The organism is Nocardia sp. NPDC058658 (genome assembly GCF_042716665.1).
GTDB lineage: Bacteria > Actinomycetota > Actinomycetes > Mycobacteriales > Mycobacteriaceae > Nocardia.
In genome coordinates, this window is the sequence record NZ_JBHXRR010000015.1 from 122,935 (window position 1) to 141,487 (window position 18,553).

Consider the following 18,553-nt stretch of genomic DNA (forward strand, 5'->3'; position numbering starts at 1 on the left):
GCCGAAACGTGGTCCCAGAACTGCCTGGCGGAGGTGATGCCGACTCGGTCGGCGAGCCCGTTCCACACGTCGAGATATTGGCGATGCACCAGAACTCGGTAGACAGGTTTGGCGTCGGGACGGTCGCCGGGCGAGCGCGCCGAAACATAGGGCCGTAGGCACCGGGCTCGGGGTCAGCCATCGTTGCTCGAACGGGGCGCATCCACCTCGACGAACTCTGAATCCTCTACCGAACCGATGTGCACCGCGCGACGGGCCGAATCGCGCATGACCGCCGCTGTTGTGACCCACGCGTGCAATGCTTCCCGCAGGGGCGCCGGGTCTTCCGACGCTACCGTCAGGACAACGGCATTCCGGATCTCGGCCAACGCTTCTGCTCGGTCGTCGGCGTCGAATTCCGCGAGCCATGCGAGCCCGCCGAGCTCGACCGGCGTGGGTGCGGAGGTCCTCGCCAGCACAGCCTCAGCCGTGAACAGCTGCGTGGTGACGGCAACCGCTTCGTGCAGGGCAGCGATGCGCTGCGCCGCGAGCATGATCAGGACGGAACCATCGGTATCGCGCAGCGAGGCCGACGAGCGCTTGGCTTCGTCGAGGAACTCACGGCGCCGCGCGCCCGCCAGATCACTGACCTGAAACATCACCATGCCACGATTCTAGCAGGATAATGGCAGATATCCGCCGCCGTTCAGGTCTGCGATGCTTTCGCCAAGCGGGTGATTGCTTCGGTGAGGGTGGGTTCGTCGGAGGTGGTGAAGCAGAGACGGAGGGCGTTGTCGGAGGTGCTGGAGACGGCGAAGGCGGCGCCGGGGACGTAGGCGACGCCGGATTCCAGGGCTTTGGGGAGGAGGGTGGTGGTGTTGGTGTTATCGGTGAAATCGGCCCAGATGAACATGCCGCCGGTGGGGGCCGTGCAGTGGATTCGGTCGCCGAAAGTGGTGTGGACGGCGGCGACGAGGGCTCGGGCTCGGGTGCCGTAGGTGGTTCGGATCGTATTGATGTGGGCTGCGAGCCAATCAGCGTCCGACAGGAGGTCGGTGGTGATCTGCTGGGTGAGGGCTGAGCCGCAGAGGTCCGCGCCCTGTTTGAGGAGTTCGACTGCGCGGCAGACTGTTTCGGGGGCGATCAGCCAGCCGACGCGGAGGGAGGGGGACAGAATTTTGGAGACGCTGGAGAGTCGGATCACCTGGGGTGAGTGCGAGGCCACCGGCGCGGGCGAGGGCTGGTCGAACCAGAGTTCGCCGTAGGGGTCGTCTTCGATGATCCAGAAGCCGTGGGCCTCAGCTAGTTTCGCGAGGCGTTCACGGCGCTCCGGTGCAAGGGTGACGCCGCCTGGGTTGTGGAAATTCGAGACGGTGTGGACGACTGCGGGGCGTTCGCCTGCGGCTAGGAGGTCTTCGAGGATGTCGAGGCGCATGCCGTTGGAATCCAAGGGGACGGCGATGATTCGGGCGCCTGCAGCTCGGAAGACTTGTAGGGCACCGACATACGCGGGGTCTTCGACGATGACGAGGGCGCCAGGGTCGAGGAGGACTTCGGCCAGTAGCGACAGTGCTTGTTGGGAGCCGTGAGTGATGAAGACCTCCGCGACCGGCACGGGGCGGCCGATTTTGGCGGATTCGCGGGCGGCGATCACCTCGCGCAGGGCGGGCCAGCCGGATGACTCCGTGTACTGCAGGACGGCCGGGTCGCGCAGGGCGGTTTCGGCGGCTCGGGCGATGCGGTCGCGCGGCATCAGGGTGACGTCGGGGAGGCCGCCTGCGAGGCTGATGATGTCGGGGCGGGCGGTGAGTTTGAGCAGGTCCCTGATCGCTGAGCTCTGTAGACCTGCGAGCTTGCCCGCCAGTGCGGGAGTGGTCAGCGACATGGGAACCTCCGGGGACGCCAAGGGAAGCAATCATCCTACGATTGCACAGCGTCCGCCAGAATGTGAAATTATGGTCTCATACAGTGAGATGCTACCGAGCGGTGATCGACTTGACCTGCCACTTTCCGTCGGTGTTGGTGGTGATGATTTCCTGCTTGTAGACCACCGCCGAGCCGTCGGGATGCATTTCGCGCAGTTCCACGTCGTAGCGGCCCACGGTGGTTTCGCGCATCTTCACGCAGTGCGTGGTGCCTGCGGGGATCTGGCCGTCGATCGCCTGCTGGATCGTCTCGGCCGGGGAGATGTTCTCGGCGTCGGGCGCGACGTATTCGCGCACCTTCGCACCGGATCGGTCGGTATAGAAGGCGTACTGGAAACCGAGGATGGCCCTGGCGCCGGTGGTGGTGTCACCGGGACCGTTGCCGACGGTGACGGATTGTTCTGCGACAGACTGACATTCGGTGCCCGACGAGACGGAGGGGACGGGCGCGGCGGTGACACCGGGGTCGGCACCACCACCACGCTTGACCAGACCGATCGTCAGGACCAGCGCCACCACGAGCAGCACCGCCGCGGCCACCCCGCCGATGATCCAGCGCAGGCGCGTGTTGTCGGTTTCCTTCTCCACCGGCGCGGGGGTGACCGGATTCTTCGGCGCGAGGCGGCGGGCGATCGGGTCGTCGGCCCAGGACAGGCCGGGCTCGGCAGGCGGCTTCGGAATCTCGTCGTCGTCGGAGGCGTCCCACCACTTCTCGCCCACAGACCTCGGCGGCTCGGGGCGCAGCGGGGTGCGGGAGCCCTCGGGCGGGCGTTCGATATCCGGTGCGGGCTTGATATCAGGTGACTTCGCCTGCGGCACAGAGTCTTTCGAACCGGGACGACCCCGACGGATCACCTCGGTGAGCTCGCGACCCGACGTGACCGGCACGGAATCGCCGAAGACCGAACCCTCGCTACGCGGCGACTCGCCGCTGAAACGCACGGTCGGGTCGGCAGCGGGCGGACCACCCGGCGTGGGACCACCGAACGGGGCGGCGCCACGCGCGCCGGGAGGCTGCTCGGCGCTGAAACGCACCGTCGGGTCGGCGGCCGACGGACCACCCGGTGGGGGACCACCGAACGGGGCGGCGGGCGGCGGTGTCGCTACGGCGTCGCCGAAGACGGACGTGGGTGCGGAACGACGCCCGTCGGGCAGCCGAGGCGGCGTTTGACCGGCACTCGGGCCCGAACCATGGGTCGCCGGACCGGGCTGCACCGATCCACCGAACGGAGCGCCAGGTGGCGGAGCAACGGGCGGCTGACCGGCGACGGGCCCACCGAACGGACTCGGCGCACCGGCTGACGGACCCGGTGCAGGCGCAGCGGAGGCGGGACCGAACGGACCCGGCGCAGTGGAAGCAGGACCGAAAGGCCCCGGCGCGGGAGCAGGCGGACCGGCCGGCTTCCAACCCCGCTCGGGAACCCCGGACGGCGGGGGTGGCGGCGTGGCGGGAACGGGCCCACCGAAACCGGCGTCGTCGATCGGCGGCCCGAAATCGCTTACGGGAGGACCGAATCCCGCGGCGGGTCGTGACTCGCCACGTTCGTTGTCGTCGCCCTCGGTGCCCAAGTCCAATCCTTTCCCCAGGACACACGTGTGGGGCGGTCGAAGGCGACCGCCCCACACGACGTACTGCGTGTCAGTACTGGAGCGAGCCACCCCACTGGGTGTTCACACCCATGACGTTCACCGTCTGAAGCAGCTCCCCCGGCACGGGCAGTGTAGCCTTCGCGGCCGCATCGAGCGCGGCGGTGCCGCCCGGCTGGGCCTTGATCCAGTTCTCCACCGCGGCCTTGGCCAGGTTGGCCTGCGTGGTGTCGAGCACGGTCACCGTGGTGTTGTCGGCACGGCCGTCGCCACCGTTGAAGGTGGTGACCTTGACCTCGTTCGCGCCGATGTACTCGACCGACACACCGGCGTCACCGAAACCGCCACCCGGCGTCCGGTAGCCGACGGTGCCGACGTAGCCCGACGCGTTGTTGTAGTGGTGGGTGTTGGCCAGGATGCCGGCACCGTCGATGGTGGCGCCGACTTCCTGGTGCGGGCCTTCCATCTCGACGACGGGCGCGGCGGGCGCGTTCTCCAGGCGAGGTGCCTGCCAGGCCGGTTCCTTCGGCTCCTGGATGAGGGTGTCCGGGGACTCGACCTCGGTATCGGTGCCGGTGCCCTGATCGGACGGCACGGAAGGCTGCGTCTGCTGACCCGGCTGGGTCGGCGTGGTGCCCGGCTGGCTCGGCGTGGCGCCCGTCTCGGGCTTGGTGGTGCCCGGCTGGTCCGACGTGGCGCCTTCACGCTCCGGCTGGACCGCGGGCTGGGCCTGTCCCGGCACCGGCAGCGGCGCGGTACGCGGCTTGGTGACACCGGGCTGGCTCGGCGTCGGCTTGGCGGGGGTGGCCTGTTCCGGCTGACCCGGCGCGGGGCTGGTGACACCCGGCTGGGCAGGCGTCGGCTTGGTCTCGCCCGGCTTGACGCTCTCCGGGGTTTCCGGAGCCTGTGCTTCACCCGAAGGCTGGCCCGGCTGCGCAGGAGCCGGAGTGGCGGGTGTGGTCGGCTGGTCGCTGGGGACCGCGCCGGCCGGAGCCGCGAGGAGAGTTGCCACTGCTGCCGCGGCAGCCAACGGCAACGACGTGCTTGCCATCGCTCGCTGCGCCCGACTCGGCTTACGATGCTTCACTTTTCGTAATCCCTTTCCCGGAGGGAATCCCCCACTGCTCCACCACGTGATCGCATTCGATCACGCCTCGGCGGTGAGTCAACCACATGAGCGCGGGACAGGCAACGCAGCAGTAGGTTTCGCGTTCCCTTGGCCCCGCCTGCGCAAACACCGGGCGTGGCGGACGCCGGGAATCGACGAGCGGCGTTGTCGACCAACACAATTCGAAACCCGCGAGCCCTGTGATTCGTTTCACAATTGGCGTGTCGAGGCTCAGTCCAGGTCGTCGTGGCGCATCAGCAAACGCCCGGCTTCGGTGAGCGATCCGGTGAGCGAGGGATACACCGAGAACGTCTGCGCGAGGTCGGTGACGGTCAGATTGTTCTGCACCGCCAACGCGATCGGCAGGATCAATTCCGAGGCGATCGGCGCGACCACCACGCCGCCGATCACCACGCCGGTCGCCGGTCGACAGAAGATCTTGACGAAACCGCGCCGCAGCCCCGACATCTTCGCGCGCGGATTGGTGTTGAGCGGCAACATGACTGTGCGCGCGGGGACCTCGCCCTCGTCGATGGAGGTCTGGCTGACACCGACCGTCGCGATCTCCGGGCGGGTGAACACCGCAGAGGCAACCGTCTTCAGCCGAATCGGGCTCACGCCCTCGCCGAGCGCGTGGTACATCGCGATCCGGCCCTGCATGGCGGCCACCGACGCCAGCGGCAACAGGCCGGTGCAGTCGCCCGCGGCGTAGATGCCGGGCACCGAGGTGCGCGAAACCCGGTCCACGCGAAGGTATCCGCCGCGATCGAGTTCGATACCGACCCGGTCCAGGCCGAGGTTCTTGGTGTTCGGGGTGGAACCGACGGTCATCAGCGCATGCGAACCGGTGACGGTGCGGCCGTCGGACAGCTTCACCACGATGCCGTCGGCGGTGCGCTCCACGGCGTCGGCGCGGGCGTGTTTGACCAGCTCGACGCCGCGTTCGGCCAAGGCTTCCTCGAGCACGAGGGCCGCGTCGGCGTCCTCGCCGGGCAGCACACGGTCGCGGCTCGACACCAGCTTCACCTGGACGCCCATCTCGGTGTACGCGGACACGAATTCGGCACCGGTGACACCGGATCCGACCACGACCAGCGTCTCGGGCAGTTCCTCGAGGTCGTAGAGCTGACGCCAGTTCAGGATGCGCTCACCGTCGGGCTCGGCGCCGGGGAGCACGCGCGGGCTCGCGCCGGTCGCGATCAGCACCACCTCGGCTTCGAACTCCTCGGAGCTGCCGTCGACCAGGTTCGCGCGCACGCGATGCGCCAAACCCGGTGCGGGCCCGACCAATTCGCCATAGCCCGGAATGATCTGCACGCCCGCGGCCTGCAGCTTGGCACGGATATCGGAGGACTGCACCAACGCGAGCGCCTTGACGCGCGCGTTCACCTCGGGCAGATGCACCTTCGCCTGATCGGCATCGATATTGATGCCGAGGTCGCGGGCGCGGCGCAGATCGGTGCGCAGGCCCGTCGAGGCGATGAACGTTTTCGACGGCACGCAATCCCACAGCACACAGGCGCCGCCGATGCCGTCGGCGTCGACCAGGGTCACCGTGGCCCCGTGCTGGGCGGCTACCAGTGCCGCCTCGTATCCGGCCGGTCCACCGCCGATGATCGCAATCCGTGCCACCAGTCACGCTCCTTGTGCTCGCCTGATCGAAGGTGCCCCTTGTGAGGGCCCGTCCGTGCTTGTCGACCCATCATTTCAGGTGGGCCGTGACGTTGCCGGGTCGGATCGGTGAACAACAGTGCGCGTGTTCTGTGCCACGTCATCTGATGCCGTCGAGTGTGACGGACAGCCGATCTGGGTGGGAGACAGGAAAACCGCCGGGGTTATTGGCTACAGTTCCATGGTGCCGATCTATGCCGCCTACGGGTCCAACATGGACTCGACGCAGATGCTGGAACGCTGCCCGCATTCGCCCATGTCCGGGACCGGGTGGCTGGAGGGTTGGCGCCTGACCTTCGCCGGTGACGACATCGGCTGGGAAGGGCCCCTAGCGACCGTCGTCGAGGATCCCGGCTCGCGGGTGTTCGTCGTGCTCTACGACGTCTCCCCCGAAGACGAGGACAGCCTCGACCGCTGGGAGGGGTCCGACTTCGGCATCCACAAGAAGATCCGGCTCCGGGTCACCGGCACCCAGGGCGAGTCCCGCCTGGCCTGGCTGTATGTCCTGGACGCCTACGAAGGCGGTCTCCCCTCGGCCCGCTACATCGGCGTCATCGCCGACGCGGCCGAAAAAGCAGGCGCCCCAGAGGACTACGTCCACGCCCTACGCACCCGCAACAGCAAGAACGTAGGCCCAGGCGCATAGCCGAACCTCTGTTCCGCCGTGACCGCATTCCCGGCCACGTACGACCCGACCTCGAGGAGGGTCCGCCGCGCAGCGGCGTAGCGGCCCGGCCGCGAGTTAGCCGCCGTTGCGCATGCGCGAAGCGCGAGCAACGGCGGCTAACTCGCGGCCCCAAGGGGGCCGCGCTCGAGCGCGCCAGCGCTCCAATAAACACAGCGTCAAACCTGCCTGGGACTACTCAAACCCCGGAGCTCTGCAGCACGATGTTCGTCAACGTACGCACCCCAACCGCCAACGCGCGCTCGTCGATATCAAAAGTCGGCTGATGCAGGTCCAGCTGCTCCCCGACCCCCGACCAGACGCCGAGCCGTGCCATCGCGCCGGGCACTTCTTCCAGATACCAGGAGAAGTCCTCGCCGCCGCCCGACTGCGGGGTGTCGGCCAGTGCGTCCTCACCCATCGCCAGGATCGCGTTCTCGAACATCAATGCCGAGGTCGGATCGTTGACGACCGGCGGCACGCCACGTTTGTAGTTGAGCTGATACCGCACGCCCGTCGGCGCGAGCAATCCGTCGATGATCTCGCGGACCAGCGGTTCCAGCAGCAGCCAGGTGGCGTGATCGCCGGTGCGAACGGTGCCGGTGAGCATGCCTGTCTGCGGAATCGCGTTGGGCGCCTTGCCCGCGCTCACCGCACCCCAGACCATCACCGTGCTCGTGCGCGGGTCGACCCGACGACTCAACAAACCGGGCAGCCCCGTGATCACGGTCCCGATCGCGTAGACCAGATCACTGGTCAGATGCGGGCGCGAGGTGTGCCCACCGGGCGAATCGAGCACCAACTCGACAGTGTCCGCGGCCGACGTGATGGCCCCGGTCCGCACCCCGACCTTGCCGACTTCCAGGCGCGGATCGCAGTGCAGCGCGAAGATCCGGTCCACTCCGGTCATCCCCCCGGCCGCGACCACATCGAGCGCACCGCCTGGCATCACTTCCTCGGCGGGCTGGAACACCAAACGCACGCCCACCGGTAACCTGTCCTGCGCTTCGGCGAGCGCGAGCCCGGCGCCGAGCAGCACCGTGGTGTGCGCGTCGTGACCGCAGGCGTGCGACACCCCCGGCACGGTCGAGGCGAAGGTCAGCCCGGTGAATTCCTGCATCGGCAGCGCGTCCATGTCGGCGCGCAAGGCGATGCGCGGACGGTCGGTCGGCCCGAAATCGCAGAGGATCCCGGTGCCGCCCGGCAGTACCTCCCAGCTCAGCCCGGCCTTCGTCAGCCAGCCGGAGACGAACTCGGTGGTGGCGAACTCCGCGCGCGACAGTTCGGGGTTGGCGTGGATGTGCCTGCGCCACTGCACCAGGTCACCGGTGTGCTCGGCCAGCCAAGCGTCAACGATCTCGGTTCCCGACATCATCAGAGTTGGTTCGGTGTCCGGCATCGTCGGACACGCCGCGTTCTCCCGCGCGATCGAGTGCGTACCCACACTCATCGATAGCGCCTCGGAGCCTGCGCGTGCGGTGCCCGGATGGCCGGAAATGGTCACCGAATATCCTCCTGTCGGTCGATCAGCCGTTGCAACAACCTGTCCCTGTGTACTTCATCGCCTGCTACGGCGACAGCGGTACGTGCCAACGCCAGTGCCCCGTCGAGCACCGCGCGGTCCGCCGAGGCGTTCACGGCGGCCGCGGCGAACGCGGGCTGGTGCGTCGCCGCGCCACCGGCATCGATGCCGATCACCGGGTGGATACCGGGGATCACGTTGGTGACGTTGCCCATGTCGGTGCTCCCGAGCGGCCGCAGCACCTCGAGCTCGGGCGCGATCGGCACCCGTCCCAGCCCGGTGATCTGCGCGCGGTAGGCAGCGGAAAGAACCGGATCGGGGGTGAGCTCGGTATAGGTGGGCGCGAGCGTCCGTATGTCGTGGGTGCAGCCGGTCGCCAGGGCGCCCGCTTCGAAACAGGCTTTCGCTCGGCGCATCAGGTCGTCGAGTGAGCCGGAATCGGCAGCGCGGAGGTAGTACAGCAACTCCGCGCGTCCGGGCACGATATTGGGGGCTACACCACCGTCGGACACTATACCGTGCAGCTGTTGGCCGGGGCGCAAATGCTGACGTAGCAAGCCGACAGCTACCTGGGTCACGGTTACCGCGTCGCCTGCGTTGCGGCCGAGTTCGGGCGCGGCGCTGGCATGCGCTTCGCGGCCGTGGAAGGTGATGGCCAGATCGGCCAGTGCGAGGGAACGCGCGCCGACGATATCGGCGGGACCGGGATGGACCATCATCGCCATCGCGATGTCGTCGAAGGCGCCCGCTTCCAGCATCAGCACCTTGCCGCCGCCGCTCTCCTCCGCCGGCGTGCCGAGCACGACGACGGTCAGGCCGAGGGTGTCGGCCACCGCGGCAAGACCGATCGCGGCGCCGACTGCGGAGGCGGCGATGATGTTGTGGCCGCAGGCGTGCCCGATCTCGGGGAGCGCGTCGTATTCGGCGCAGATGCCCACGGTCAGCGGGCCGCTGCCGTAGACCGCGCGAAAGGCCGTCGAGAGCCCGGCGACGCCCGTGGTGACGGCGAATCCGCGCTCGACCAGCGGCGCGAGCACCTTGGCGACGCTACGGGTTTCGGCGAAGGCCAGTTCGGGCTCGGCGTGGATCACGTGCGAGAGCCCGATCAGCTCGCCGGTGGCCGCCACGATCGCGGCGTCGGAGGCGGTGGCTGTGAGTTCGCCGGTGCGCGAGGGTGCCATACCCCCCAGTCTTGCATCAGAGCCCGACAGCGGCGCACCGGCGAGCCAGCTCAGTTGCCGAAGGGGAGGTTCTCCGGGGTGACCGGGGTGGCCAGCGCGGCGAGGGTTTCGGCGTGCAGCGCGGTCTTGATGATCGGGGTGATGGGCTTGCGCAGGCCGGTGAGCGCGGCGGCGCGGGCGATCGCGGTGGGCAGCACCTCGTCGCCGTCGGCCTTGGCATCGACGATGCCCGCGGCGATGGCCTCGTCGGCGCCGAAGCGGTGGCCGGTGGTCATGGCCTGCACGCACACCTGGTTGCTCAGGCGACCCTTCAGCAAGCCGTTCATGCCGATCGTGAACGGCATACCCAGGTGCACCTCGGGCAGCGACCAGAAGCCGCGGTCACCGCGCATCACGCGGAAGTCGTGGGAGGTGGCCAGCATGGCGCCCGCGCCGAACGCGTGACCGTTCACGGCGGCGATCGTCGGCATCGGGAAGGTCAGCAGGCGGGTGTACAGGGAGTGCACGCGGTCGAGGTAGCCGTGGATCTTGTCCAGGTTGCCGAAGACGTAATCGGTGTCGAGGCCGTTGCTGTAGAACTTGCCGGTCGCGACGGTGACCAGCGCGGCAGCACCCTCGGACGCCTCGACCTCGTCGAGTGCGCCGTGGAAGGCATCGATCCAGTCCGGCGAAAAACGGTTCTCGTTGTCGGTCTCGCCCTCGTTGCCGAGGTACAGGACGAAAACATCACCAGAGCGCTCCAAATACGGCATGCAGCGAGAATAAACCGCGGTCGCCGGTGACCGTTACTCGCGGGTAGCGAGCGCGGATCCGCACTTGTCGGCCGGCCGCAATACACTCTCCACATGACTGCCGAACAGGCCGCTACGGCGATTGCCGAACGTACGGGAGTGCCGCGTCATCGCGTGGCCGTGGTGCTGGGATCGGGGTGGCAGGAGGCAGCGGCCGAGATCGGCGCGCCGCACGCCTCGATCCCGATGACGGAGCTGCCCGGCTTCGGCAAACCCAGTGCGCAGGGGCACGGGGGCATGGTGCATTCGATCACCGTGAACGACAACAACGTGCTGCTGCTGATGGGTCGCCAGCACCTGTACGAGGGCTATACACCCCAGCAGGTGGTGCATCCGGTGACCGCGGCGATCGCGGCGGGCGCCGAGATCGTGCTGCTCACCAATGCCGCGGGCGGGCTCCGGCCGGGGCTGACCGTCGGCGAACCGGTGCTGATCGCCGACCACATCAATCTCACCGCGCGCACACCGCTCGAAGGTGCGCGGTTCGTCGACCTCGTCGACGCCTGGGATCCCGAGTTGCGCGCGCTGACCAGGGAAATCGACCCGAGTCTGACCGAGGGTGTGTACGCCGGGCTCACCGGTCCGCAGTACGAGACGCCCGCCGAGATCCGCATGCTGTCGACGATCGGCGCCGATCTGGTCGGCATGTCGACGGTGCTCGAGGTGATCCAGGCGCGCTCGCTCGGCGCGAAGGTGCTCGGCATCTCGCTGGTCACCAATATGGCCGCGGGCGTGACCGGCGAACACCTTTCGCACGCGGAGGTACTTGCCGAAGGGCAGGCCGCGGCGCCCCGGCTGGGCAAGCTGCTGCGCGGCATTCTGGAGCGCGTGTAGATGCTGCGCTTCGGGACCGCGGGCCTGCGTGGACCGTTGCGCGATGGCCCGGACGGGATGAACGTGACCACGGTGTCACGGGCCACGGCCGGGCTGGCCGACTGGCTGCGGGAGAGGTGCCTAGGCGGTGGGGCCGTGGTCGTCGGGCGCGATGCTCGGCACGGGTCGGCGGAGTTCGCCACCGCGACCGCTGAGATCTTCACGGCGGCAGGGTTTCCCGTGACGTTGCTGCCCGAGCCGGTGCCGACGCCGGTGGTGGCGTTCGCGGTGCGGGAGTTGGGTGCGGTGGCGGGGGTGCAGATCACCGCCTCGCACAATCCGCCCGCCGACAACGGGTACAAGGTGTATCTCGACGGTGGTTCGCAGTTGATCGCGCCTGCCGACAGCGAGATCGAGAAGTGCATCGAGGCGGTTGTCGAACCTGTTGCGCGGGAAGCTGTTTCGCTATCTGGTGATGATCTGGTCGATCGGTATGTCGCGCGGGTCGCCGAATTGCCCGGTCTGCTCGGTGGACCCGGCGAGCGAGCGCCGGTGCGGATCGCGCTGACCGCGATGCACGGCGTCGGCGGTGCGATCGCGGTGCGCGCGCTGGCCGGGGCGGGTTTCACCGATGTTCATGTGGTCGACGAGCAGTTCGCGCCCGATCCCGACTTCCCGACGGTGAGTTTTCCCAATCCGGAGGAGCCCGGGGCAGCCGATCTGCTGCTCGCGCTGGCTGCGCGGATCGATGCCGATGTGGCGATCGCGCTCGACCCCGACGCCGATCGGTGCGCTCTCGGCGTAGCAGGTCCCGATGGTTGGCACATGTTGCGTGGTGACGAAACCGGTGTGCTGCTTGCCGATTACGTGCTGCGCACCTCGCCGAACGATCCCCTGGTCGCCACCACCATCGTGTCCTCGCGGCTACTGTCGAAGCTGGCCGCCGCGCGCTCGGCCCGCTACGCCGAGACCCTCACCGGCTTCAAGTGGCTGGCCAGGGCGGGCGAGGGTCTCGTGTACGCCTACGAGGAGGCCATCGGACACTGCGTCGATCCCACGAAGGTCCGCGACAAGGACGGCATCTCCGCCGCCGTCGCCGCCGCTGACCTCGTCGCCCTGCTGAAGGCCAAGGGCACGACGTTGCAGGACGAACTCGATTCCTATGCCATCGAATTCGGCCTGCACGCCGGCGACCAGGTGTCTCTGCGCCTGCCCGACCAGGCCGCCGCGAGTCTGCTGGTCGCAGGCCTTCGCGCGAACCCGCCCACCGAAATAGCCGGTACCCCGGTGAAATTCACCGATCAGGCGCAGGTACGCGGTCGATTACGCACCGACGCACTGATCTTCGACGCCGACGACTTCCGCATCGTCGTCCGCCCGTCGGGCACTGAACCGAAGCTCAAGTGCTACATCGAAGTAGTCGCTCCCGTCGCCGACTCCGCTACCCTTCCGGCCGCCCGCGCCGACGCCGAAATCCGGCTCGCCGCGATCTCCGACTACTGCCGATCGCTCGCGGACTGAATCCAGCTGAGGACACCGCGGGTGGTCCGACACCGTTTCCGCGGCTCGGCGATTCAGCGGGGGCCGAACTGGCGGTCGCCCGCGTCGCCGAGGCCGGGGACGATGTAGGCGTTGTCGTTGAGTTTCTCGTCGACAGCGGCGGTGATCAGGCGGACGGGTAGGCCCGAGTCGGCCAGGGCGGCAACGCCTTCCGGGGCCGCGACCACGCAGATCGCGGTGATGTCGGTGGCGCCGCGGGCGACGAGGAGTTCGATGGTGTGGCGCATGGAACCGCCGGTGGCCAGCATCGGGTCGAGGACGAAGACCGGAAGGCCGCTCAGGTCGGCGGGCAGGGATTCGAGGTAGGGCACCGGCTCGTGGGTCTGTTCGTCGCGGGCGATGCCGACGAAGCCGACGCGGGCTTCGGGGACGAGTTCGGCGGCGGCGTAGACCATCCCGAGGCCCGCCCGCAGGACTGGAACCAGCAGCGGCGGCGCGGCCAATCGGACGCCGTCGGTGACCGCGACCGGCGTGTCGATGGGGGTGCGCACCACGGGCGCGTCGCGCAGGGCCTCGTAGATGAGGATGCCGGTGAGGTCGGCAAGAGCATTGCGGAAGGTGGCGTTATCGGTACGGACGTCCCGCATGGTGCTCAGCAGGGTCGCGGCGAGCGGATGGTCGACGGTGTCGGTGCGCATGAAAAGACGATAGGGTCGTTTGGCGCTTCGCGCCTACGACCGCTGGGGAAATTTTCGCGGAAGCAGGGAACCGAATGCGGAGCCGGTGCGTCCAAGACAATGAGGGACGTACTCTGCCCGGGAACTCGAGGATTGGGGGAAGTTCGATGCGTAAAATGTCAGCCGATGCCGAGGGCATCACCGCGTACAGCGCGGCTGCCGTGGGGATGTCGACGGAACTGGCCACGGCCGCGGCTGGTTCAGTGGCCTCCGACCCCACCCTGCTCGGCCCCGTCATGGGCCTCATCGGCGGCGATTTCACCGCCGCGTACTCCGCCGCCCACGCAGGTCACGTGGCGTCGATCGCCCAGCTGTCCGCGGTCATGAGCAGCATGGGCGCGGCCACCGCCAGCGCCGCGACCACCCTGGTCGAGACCGACCTGAACAACGCCGCACCCCTCACCGCGCTCGGTGACGACGCATGATCGACCTCAGCGGGCTGGCTCAGCCCCTCCTCGATCTGCTGTCGAGCTTCGGCACCGGCGTACTCGCCACCGGCGGCCCGTCCGACGGCTTGCGCTCGACCTCGACCAATCTCGACCAGATCTACGAACAGGGTCGCAACAGCATCAACAACGTGAACACCGCGTGGGACGGTCAGGCCGTCGACGCGGTCACCGCCAAGGCCCTGCGCGTGCAGAACTCCTCGGCCACCCTGTCCGACAACGGCACCGGGATGGCGACCGTGGTCGACCAGGCCGCCGCCTATGTGCAGACCGGGCAGAAGGAACTCGACGGGATCGTCAACTCGTTCGTGTCGCAGGTGTCCGCGCTCGGCCCCGCCGTGAGTACACCCGTGGGTCTGACCACGGTGATCGCCTCGGCGATCGACCACATCGGTCAGGGCATGGGCGTGGTCGGCCGGGTGCAGGAGGAACTGGGCACCCAGACCGCCGCGATCCAGGAACTCACCCCGGCCCCGTCGAGCACGTCGCTGGCGGGCGTGTCGTCCGGCGCGAGCAACCTGTTGTCCTCGGCGTCGAGTTCGGGCTTGCTGTCGACGGCGGCGAGCACCGGTAGCACCGTGCTCAGCTCCGTGGGGTCGGCGATGTCGACCGCGATGGGCGGCAGCACCAGCAGCGGTTCGAAGACCGGTGGAACCACCGGCGGGACCACCGGCGGCAAGACCGACGCCGGGTCTTCGACGGGCTCGGCCGGGGGCACCGGCGTCAAGATCACCCTGCCCGACGGCAGCGTGGTCGAGGCGCCCAACGAGAAGGCCGCGACAGCGGTCCGCTCGGCGATCAGCGCCTGCGGCACCCCGTACGTGTGGGGCGGCAACGACCCGCAGTCGGGCATCGACTGCAGTGGGCTCACGAAGTACGCCTACGGTGAGGCCGGAGTCGAACTCCCCCGCCTCGCCCAGGAACAACACATCGGCAATCCCCAGGTTTCCCCCGGTGACCTGCAGCCGGGCGATCTGGCCGTGTGGGACGGCCATGTCGCCATGGTGGTGGGCAACGGGCAGCTCGTCGAGGCCGGCGATCCGGTTTCGATCAGTTCCATTCGAACGGAGAACAGTGGCATGGAGTTCTACGGCTTCTACAGGCCCACCGAATGAGCGGCACGCCGATCCCCGAGGTGCCCAATGTGGAGTCCGCGGTCAGCACCAACCGCTCCGGCACCATCTCGGTCCGCGCGACCAGCATGGGTCTGCCGATCGCGCTCAAGTTCGAGCGCAGTGAGTACCAGTTCGGCGCGCAGGCGCTTGCCGATGAGATCCTGCGCCTGACCAGGCGCTCGACCATCGCCGCCGCCGCCAAACTGCGCGAGGTCTACAGCGAGCAGGCGCAGATCCCTGACGAACTGCTCGACAAGATGAACCTGCCAACCCGGCGCCAGGCGGTCGACGAACTCGACCGCATCGACGACGCCGACACCGGTCAGACGAGCTGGATGAGGCCACTGTGAGTGCGGAAATGGATGCCCTGGTCGCGGGCGTCACCGGAAAGCTCGAAGCGCTCGAGGCGGCGCTGTACGGGTTGAAGCAGGTCAACGGGCAGTTCACCACCGAGGACGGGCTGGTCACCGCCGAGGTGAACAGCGACGGCGCCCTCGTCGCCCTGCGGCTCGACGAAGGCATCACCGCGCTGGCTCCCCCCGAGGCCGCCGCGCTCATCCTGGCGGCCTGCAAACAGGCCACCACGACCGCCGGTGAGGCGCGTTCCAACATCATTGCGACACTGAACGAATCGCTCGCCGGCCCGAGTGCACAGCCCGACGGGCACTTAGCACCCGGGCCGGATAGTGCGCGGCGCTCGAGCTAGCTAGGCTTCGCGTCATGGCTTCTGGAGACATCGTCCCGATCGAGCTCGGTCTGACCGATGGCGATCTCGTCACCCTGTGGGCACCGCGCTGGCGCGACGGTGACGATGAGTGGGAGGCGTTCCTCGGTCACGAGGACGACCTCTACGGTTTCGAGTCCGTTGCGGAGCTGGCGGCGTTCATCCGCACCAACTCCGACAACGACCTCGTCGACCACCCGTCCTGGGCGGTCATCGCCGGACTTTCGGCCGCTGAGCTGGAGCCGGAGGAGAACTTCAGCTTCGATCTGGTCTCCGTGCCGGAACTGGCCGCGGGCGATCCCGACGGCGAGGTCGTCGGCGAGCTCGAGGACACCCTGGCGATGGTGCGCAATATCGCCGAGGTGTGCGAGCTCGACGTGGTGACCAAGTTCTTCGGCAACAACCCGGTGCTCGGCGCACTGGCCAGCGGAGCTTCGACGTTCGTCGGCCGCGATGGTGAAGAGCTGTGGGATCAGGTCGGTGCCGCGATCGTCAAGGGCTGGGACGATGTGCTCGACGCGATCGACAGCGTCGTCAGCACGCCCGAGGTCGACGCGGCCGCGGTCGCGGTCGCCGAGGCGGAGTTGCTGGCGGCCGAGGAGAACGAAGTCGACGCCGACGATGTCGCCGAGGAGGAAGAGGAGTTCGAGACCGTCGATCTCGACGCCCCCGACGAAGAGGAAACGTTCTGGGACGAGGTCGGCATCGACCCCGTCAAGATCGTCACCTCCGACGGCGAGCACTTCACCCTGCGCTGCTACCTCGACGACGAGCCGATCTTCCTCGGCAACGGCACCACCATCACCGTCTTCGGCTCCGAGCGTGCCCTGGCCCGCTACCTGGCCGACGATCACGAGCACGAGCTGGCCCGGGTGTCGACCTTCGCCGAGGTGCAGACCGCGGCGGTGGACGGTTCGCTCGAGGTCGAGGTGACCGACGAGAACGTCTACGTGCTCACCGGCCTGGTCGAGGATCTGGCCGAGGGACCGGAGGCGGTCGATACCGAACAGCTCGATCTCGCGGTCGAATTGTTCAGCGACGCAGCCGATTACGCCGATGACGACAGTGTGGAAACAGCGCTCGCGCCGTCGAACCCGCTCGGCTGGTACGTCTCGTACCTGCTCAACCCGGACCCGAACCGGATGGCGCCGAACCCGCCGTACGCGTCGGAGGCCCAGCAGTTCCGCGACATGCAGCGCACGTTCGAAGCGCGGCTCGTCAGCGAATAAGAGTTCAGGGGTGGCACCGACAAGGCGCCACCCCTGATTTCGTTTCAGCCGACAAGTACCGCGTACCTGGGTTTGATCACCTCGTCGATGATCTTCAGCCGATCCGGGAATGGGATGAAGGCCGACTTCATGGCGTTGATGGTGAAGCGTTCCAGGTCGCTCCATCCGTAGCCGAACGTGTCGACCAGCTTGAGCATCTCCTCGCTCATGGAGGTGTCGCTCATCAGGCGGTTGTCGGTGTTGACGGTGACGCGGAAGCGCAGGCGGGCGAGCAGGTCGAACGGATGCTTGTCGAGCGAGGGCACCGCGCCGGTCTGCACGTTCGACGAGGGGCACAGCTCCAGCGGCACCCGCATATCGCGCACATAGTTCGCGACCAGGCCCAGCTGCGCGTCCTCGATGTCGCCGGGGACGCTGATGTCATCGGTGATCCGCACCCCGTGACCGAGCCGATCACAGCCACAGAAGGCCAGTGCTTCGTGAATCGACGGCAGCCCGAACGCCTCACCCGCGTGAATCGTGAAGTGCGCGTGGTTGGCTCGCAGGTACTCGAAGGCGTCCAGATGCCGGGTGGGAGGGAATCCCGCCTCGGCACCCGCGATATCGAACCCGCCCACACCCGCATCCCGGAACCGCACGGTCAACTCCGCGATCTCCCGCGACCTGGCCGCATGCCGCATCGCCGTGAGCAGACACGTCACCCGAATGACATTGCCCTGCTCCGCCGCGATCGCCTCCCCCTCCCGGAACCCCGCAAGGGTGTGCTCGACAACCTCGTCGAGCGTGAGGCCCTTTTCGAGGTGCTGTTCGGGCGCGAACCGCACCTCCGCATACACGACCCCGTCAGCGGCGAGGTCGACAGCGCACTCCCGCGCCACCCTGCGCAGCCCCTCCGGGGTCTGCATCACCGCAACGGTATGCGCGAACGTCTCCAGGTACCGCTCCAACGACCCACTGTCGGCAGCGTCACGAAACCACGCCCCCAAACTCTCGGCATCGGAAGCGGGTAACTCGTCATAGCCGCAATCAGCGGCCAGCTCCAGCACCGTAGCGGGCCGCAGACCACCATCGAGGTGATCATGCAGCAATGCCTTCGGTGCGCGTCGGATCGAAGCAAGGTCTAAGGGCGCCGGTCCAGTCATGTACAGACGGTAGCTCTCCGAGCCGATCCCGGCAGCGAAGTCCCCACGTGGCAACCGTCTCGTTGATAAACCGCCCCAAGAAGGACTACTACGGGTCACCCGCCGCCTCCACACCCGCCACACACCCCAAGGCCGCAGCCCCACCGCACTCCCAGCCACACCGCGCACCCCGGTTCCGCCATAACCGCACTACCAGCCCCGCACACCCCGGTTCCGCCATGACCGCACTACCAGCCCCCGCACACCCCGGTTCCGCCATAACCGCACTACCAGCCCCGCACACCCCGGTTCCGCCATGACCACACTCCCGCCCCGCACACCCGACCCCTGGGGAGGGTCCGCCGCGCAGCGGCGGTAGCGGCCCGGCCGCGAGTTAGCCGCCGTTGCGCATGCGCGAAGCGCGAGCAACGGCGGCTAAC

At 68.1% G+C, this 18,553-nt stretch carries 18 protein-coding genes; 8 read left to right on the plus strand and 10 right to left on the minus strand.

What is annotated here, in order from left to right; translation table 11 throughout:
- Window positions 1-173: 173 nt before the first annotated feature.
- The 5 genes from ACFWUP_RS21035 to ACFWUP_RS21055 form a co-directional block, all read right to left on the minus strand.
- Entirely contained in the window at window positions 174-644 is a 471-nt protein-coding gene (locus ACFWUP_RS21035) for a hypothetical protein (protein WP_379236735.1), read from the minus strand.
- A 41-nt stretch (window positions 645-685) separates the two neighbouring features.
- Window positions 686-1,864, minus strand: coding sequence for a PLP-dependent aminotransferase family protein (locus ACFWUP_RS21040; protein WP_379236736.1), 1,179 nt, complete (start codon window positions 1,862-1,864; stop codon window positions 686-688).
- Between the two features lie 91 nt (window positions 1,865-1,955).
- The gene (locus ACFWUP_RS21045) at window positions 1,956-3,119 is read right to left on the minus strand and encodes a hypothetical protein (RefSeq protein WP_379236738.1); all 1,164 of its coding nucleotides are present in this window, start codon (window positions 3,117-3,119) and stop codon (window positions 1,956-1,958) included.
- A 424-nt stretch (window positions 3,120-3,543) separates the two neighbouring features.
- Window positions 3,544-4,542, minus strand: a complete 999-nt coding sequence (locus ACFWUP_RS21050; protein ID WP_379236740.1) for a hypothetical protein — start codon at window positions 4,540-4,542, stop codon at window positions 3,544-3,546.
- A 288-nt stretch (window positions 4,543-4,830) separates the two neighbouring features.
- Window positions 4,831-6,231: an NAD(P)H-quinone dehydrogenase gene (locus ACFWUP_RS21055; protein ID WP_379236742.1), complete on the minus strand. Its 1,401-nt coding sequence runs from the start codon at window positions 6,229-6,231 to the stop codon at window positions 4,831-4,833.
- A gap of 223 nt (window positions 6,232-6,454) precedes the next feature.
- Between ACFWUP_RS21055 and ACFWUP_RS21060 the strand changes: the two genes are divergently transcribed.
- A complete protein-coding gene (locus ACFWUP_RS21060) occupies window positions 6,455-6,916 on the plus strand; it encodes a gamma-glutamylcyclotransferase (RefSeq protein WP_379236743.1) in 462 nt (153 codons plus the stop codon).
- Window positions 6,917-7,133: 217 nt separating this feature from the next.
- On the opposite strand, the gene ACFWUP_RS21065 is transcribed toward ACFWUP_RS21060, so the two are convergent.
- From ACFWUP_RS21065 to ACFWUP_RS21075, 3 genes are all read right to left on the minus strand, one after another.
- On the minus strand, window positions 7,134-8,306 hold the full coding sequence (locus ACFWUP_RS21065) for a M20 family metallopeptidase (RefSeq protein WP_379236775.1): 1,173 nt from the start codon (window positions 8,304-8,306) through the stop codon (window positions 7,134-7,136).
- Window positions 8,307-8,434: 128 nt separating this feature from the next.
- The gene (locus ACFWUP_RS21070; RefSeq protein ID WP_379236745.1) at window positions 8,435-9,637 is read right to left on the minus strand and encodes a M20 family metallopeptidase; all 1,203 of its coding nucleotides are present in this window, start codon (window positions 9,635-9,637) and stop codon (window positions 8,435-8,437) included.
- Between the two features lie 50 nt (window positions 9,638-9,687).
- On the minus strand, window positions 9,688-10,389 hold the full coding sequence (locus tag ACFWUP_RS21075) for an enoyl-CoA hydratase-related protein (RefSeq protein WP_379236747.1): 702 nt from the start codon (window positions 10,387-10,389) through the stop codon (window positions 9,688-9,690).
- Between the two features lie 93 nt (window positions 10,390-10,482).
- Here ACFWUP_RS21075 and ACFWUP_RS21080 point away from each other — a divergent pair, with 93 nt between their 5' ends.
- Together ACFWUP_RS21080 and ACFWUP_RS21085 are read left to right on the plus strand one after the other, a co-directional pair.
- The gene (locus ACFWUP_RS21080; protein WP_379236749.1) at window positions 10,483-11,262 is read left to right on the plus strand and encodes a purine-nucleoside phosphorylase; all 780 of its coding nucleotides are present in this window, start codon (window positions 10,483-10,485) and stop codon (window positions 11,260-11,262) included.
- Window positions 11,263-12,762 carry a phospho-sugar mutase gene (locus ACFWUP_RS21085; protein WP_379236750.1) on the plus strand — a complete coding sequence of 500 codons (1,500 nt, stop codon included), beginning with the start codon at window positions 11,263-11,265 and terminating at the stop codon, window positions 12,760-12,762. It begins immediately after the preceding gene.
- Between the two features lie 53 nt (window positions 12,763-12,815).
- On the opposite strand, the gene upp is transcribed toward ACFWUP_RS21085, so the two are convergent.
- Entirely contained in the window at window positions 12,816-13,439 is a 624-nt protein-coding gene (gene upp / locus ACFWUP_RS21090; protein ID WP_379236752.1) for a uracil phosphoribosyltransferase, read from the minus strand.
- Window positions 13,440-13,585: 146 nt separating this feature from the next.
- On the opposite strand from upp, the gene ACFWUP_RS21095 reads away from it, so the two are divergent.
- The 5 genes from ACFWUP_RS21095 to ACFWUP_RS21115 are packed head-to-tail and all read left to right on the plus strand — an operon-like array spanning window position 13,586 to window position 16,992.
- Entirely contained in the window at window positions 13,586-13,903 is a 318-nt protein-coding gene (locus ACFWUP_RS21095) for a hypothetical protein (protein ID WP_379236754.1), read from the plus strand.
- On the plus strand, window positions 13,900-15,039 hold the full coding sequence (locus tag ACFWUP_RS21100) for a C40 family peptidase (RefSeq protein ID WP_379236756.1): 1,140 nt from the start codon (window positions 13,900-13,902) through the stop codon (window positions 15,037-15,039). Before ACFWUP_RS21095 ends, ACFWUP_RS21100 begins: the two co-directional genes overlap by 4 nt.
- Window positions 15,036-15,389 carry a hypothetical protein gene (locus tag ACFWUP_RS21105; RefSeq protein ID WP_379236758.1) on the plus strand — a complete coding sequence of 118 codons (354 nt, stop codon included), beginning with the start codon at window positions 15,036-15,038 and terminating at the stop codon, window positions 15,387-15,389. The genes ACFWUP_RS21100 and ACFWUP_RS21105 overlap by 4 nt, the downstream gene beginning before the upstream one ends.
- Window positions 15,386-15,745, plus strand: a complete 360-nt coding sequence (locus tag ACFWUP_RS21110; protein WP_379236760.1) for a YbaB/EbfC family nucleoid-associated protein — start codon at window positions 15,386-15,388, stop codon at window positions 15,743-15,745. The genes ACFWUP_RS21105 and ACFWUP_RS21110 overlap by 4 nt, the downstream gene beginning before the upstream one ends.
- A gap of 14 nt (window positions 15,746-15,759) precedes the next feature.
- The gene (locus tag ACFWUP_RS21115; RefSeq protein WP_379236762.1) at window positions 15,760-16,992 is read left to right on the plus strand and encodes a primosomal protein; all 1,233 of its coding nucleotides are present in this window, start codon (window positions 15,760-15,762) and stop codon (window positions 16,990-16,992) included.
- A 44-nt stretch (window positions 16,993-17,036) separates the two neighbouring features.
- Here the strand turns inward: ACFWUP_RS21115 and ACFWUP_RS21120 are convergent, their stop codons facing one another.
- Window positions 17,037-18,134: an adenosine deaminase gene (locus tag ACFWUP_RS21120; RefSeq protein ID WP_379236764.1), complete on the minus strand. Its 1,098-nt coding sequence runs from the start codon at window positions 18,132-18,134 to the stop codon at window positions 17,037-17,039.
- Window positions 18,135-18,553: the final 419 nt, after the last annotated feature.

Bases quoted from the DNA above. Each gene is read 5' to 3' on its own strand.
- ACFWUP_RS21095 (WP_379236754.1), top strand. From the start codon at position 13,586: ATGCGTAAAATGTCAGCCGATGCCGAGGGCATCACCGCGTACAGCGCG.
- ACFWUP_RS21085 (WP_379236750.1), top strand. From the start codon at position 11,263: ATGCTGCGCTTCGGGACCGCGGGCCTGCGTGGACCGTTGCGCGATGGC.
- ACFWUP_RS21040 (WP_379236736.1), bottom strand. From the start codon at position 1,864: ATGTCGCTGACCACTCCCGCACTGGCGGGCAAGCTCGCAGGTCTACAG.
- ACFWUP_RS21100 (WP_379236756.1), top strand. From the start codon at position 13,900: ATGATCGACCTCAGCGGGCTGGCTCAGCCCCTCCTCGATCTGCTGTCG.
- ACFWUP_RS21050 (WP_379236740.1), bottom strand. From the start codon at position 4,542: ATGGCAAGCACGTCGTTGCCGTTGGCTGCCGCGGCAGCAGTGGCAACT.
- ACFWUP_RS21065 (WP_379236775.1), bottom strand. From the start codon at position 8,306: ATGTCGGGAACCGAGATCGTTGACGCTTGGCTGGCCGAGCACACCGGT.
- ACFWUP_RS21115 (WP_379236762.1), top strand. From the start codon at position 15,760: ATGGCTTCTGGAGACATCGTCCCGATCGAGCTCGGTCTGACCGATGGC.
- ACFWUP_RS21075 (WP_379236747.1), bottom strand. From the start codon at position 10,389: ATGCCGTATTTGGAGCGCTCTGGTGATGTTTTCGTCCTGTACCTCGGC.
- ACFWUP_RS21035 (WP_379236735.1), bottom strand. From the start codon at position 644: ATGGTGATGTTTCAGGTCAGTGATCTGGCGGGCGCGCGGCGCCGTGAG.
- ACFWUP_RS21070 (WP_379236745.1), bottom strand. From the start codon at position 9,637: ATGGCACCCTCGCGCACCGGCGAACTCACAGCCACCGCCTCCGACGCC.
- ACFWUP_RS21105 (WP_379236758.1), top strand. From the start codon at position 15,036: ATGAGCGGCACGCCGATCCCCGAGGTGCCCAATGTGGAGTCCGCGGTC.
- upp (WP_379236752.1), bottom strand. From the start codon at position 13,439: ATGCGCACCGACACCGTCGACCATCCGCTCGCCGCGACCCTGCTGAGC.
- ACFWUP_RS21120 (WP_379236764.1), bottom strand. From the start codon at position 18,134: ATGACTGGACCGGCGCCCTTAGACCTTGCTTCGATCCGACGCGCACCG.
- ACFWUP_RS21080 (WP_379236749.1), top strand. From the start codon at position 10,483: ATGACTGCCGAACAGGCCGCTACGGCGATTGCCGAACGTACGGGAGTG.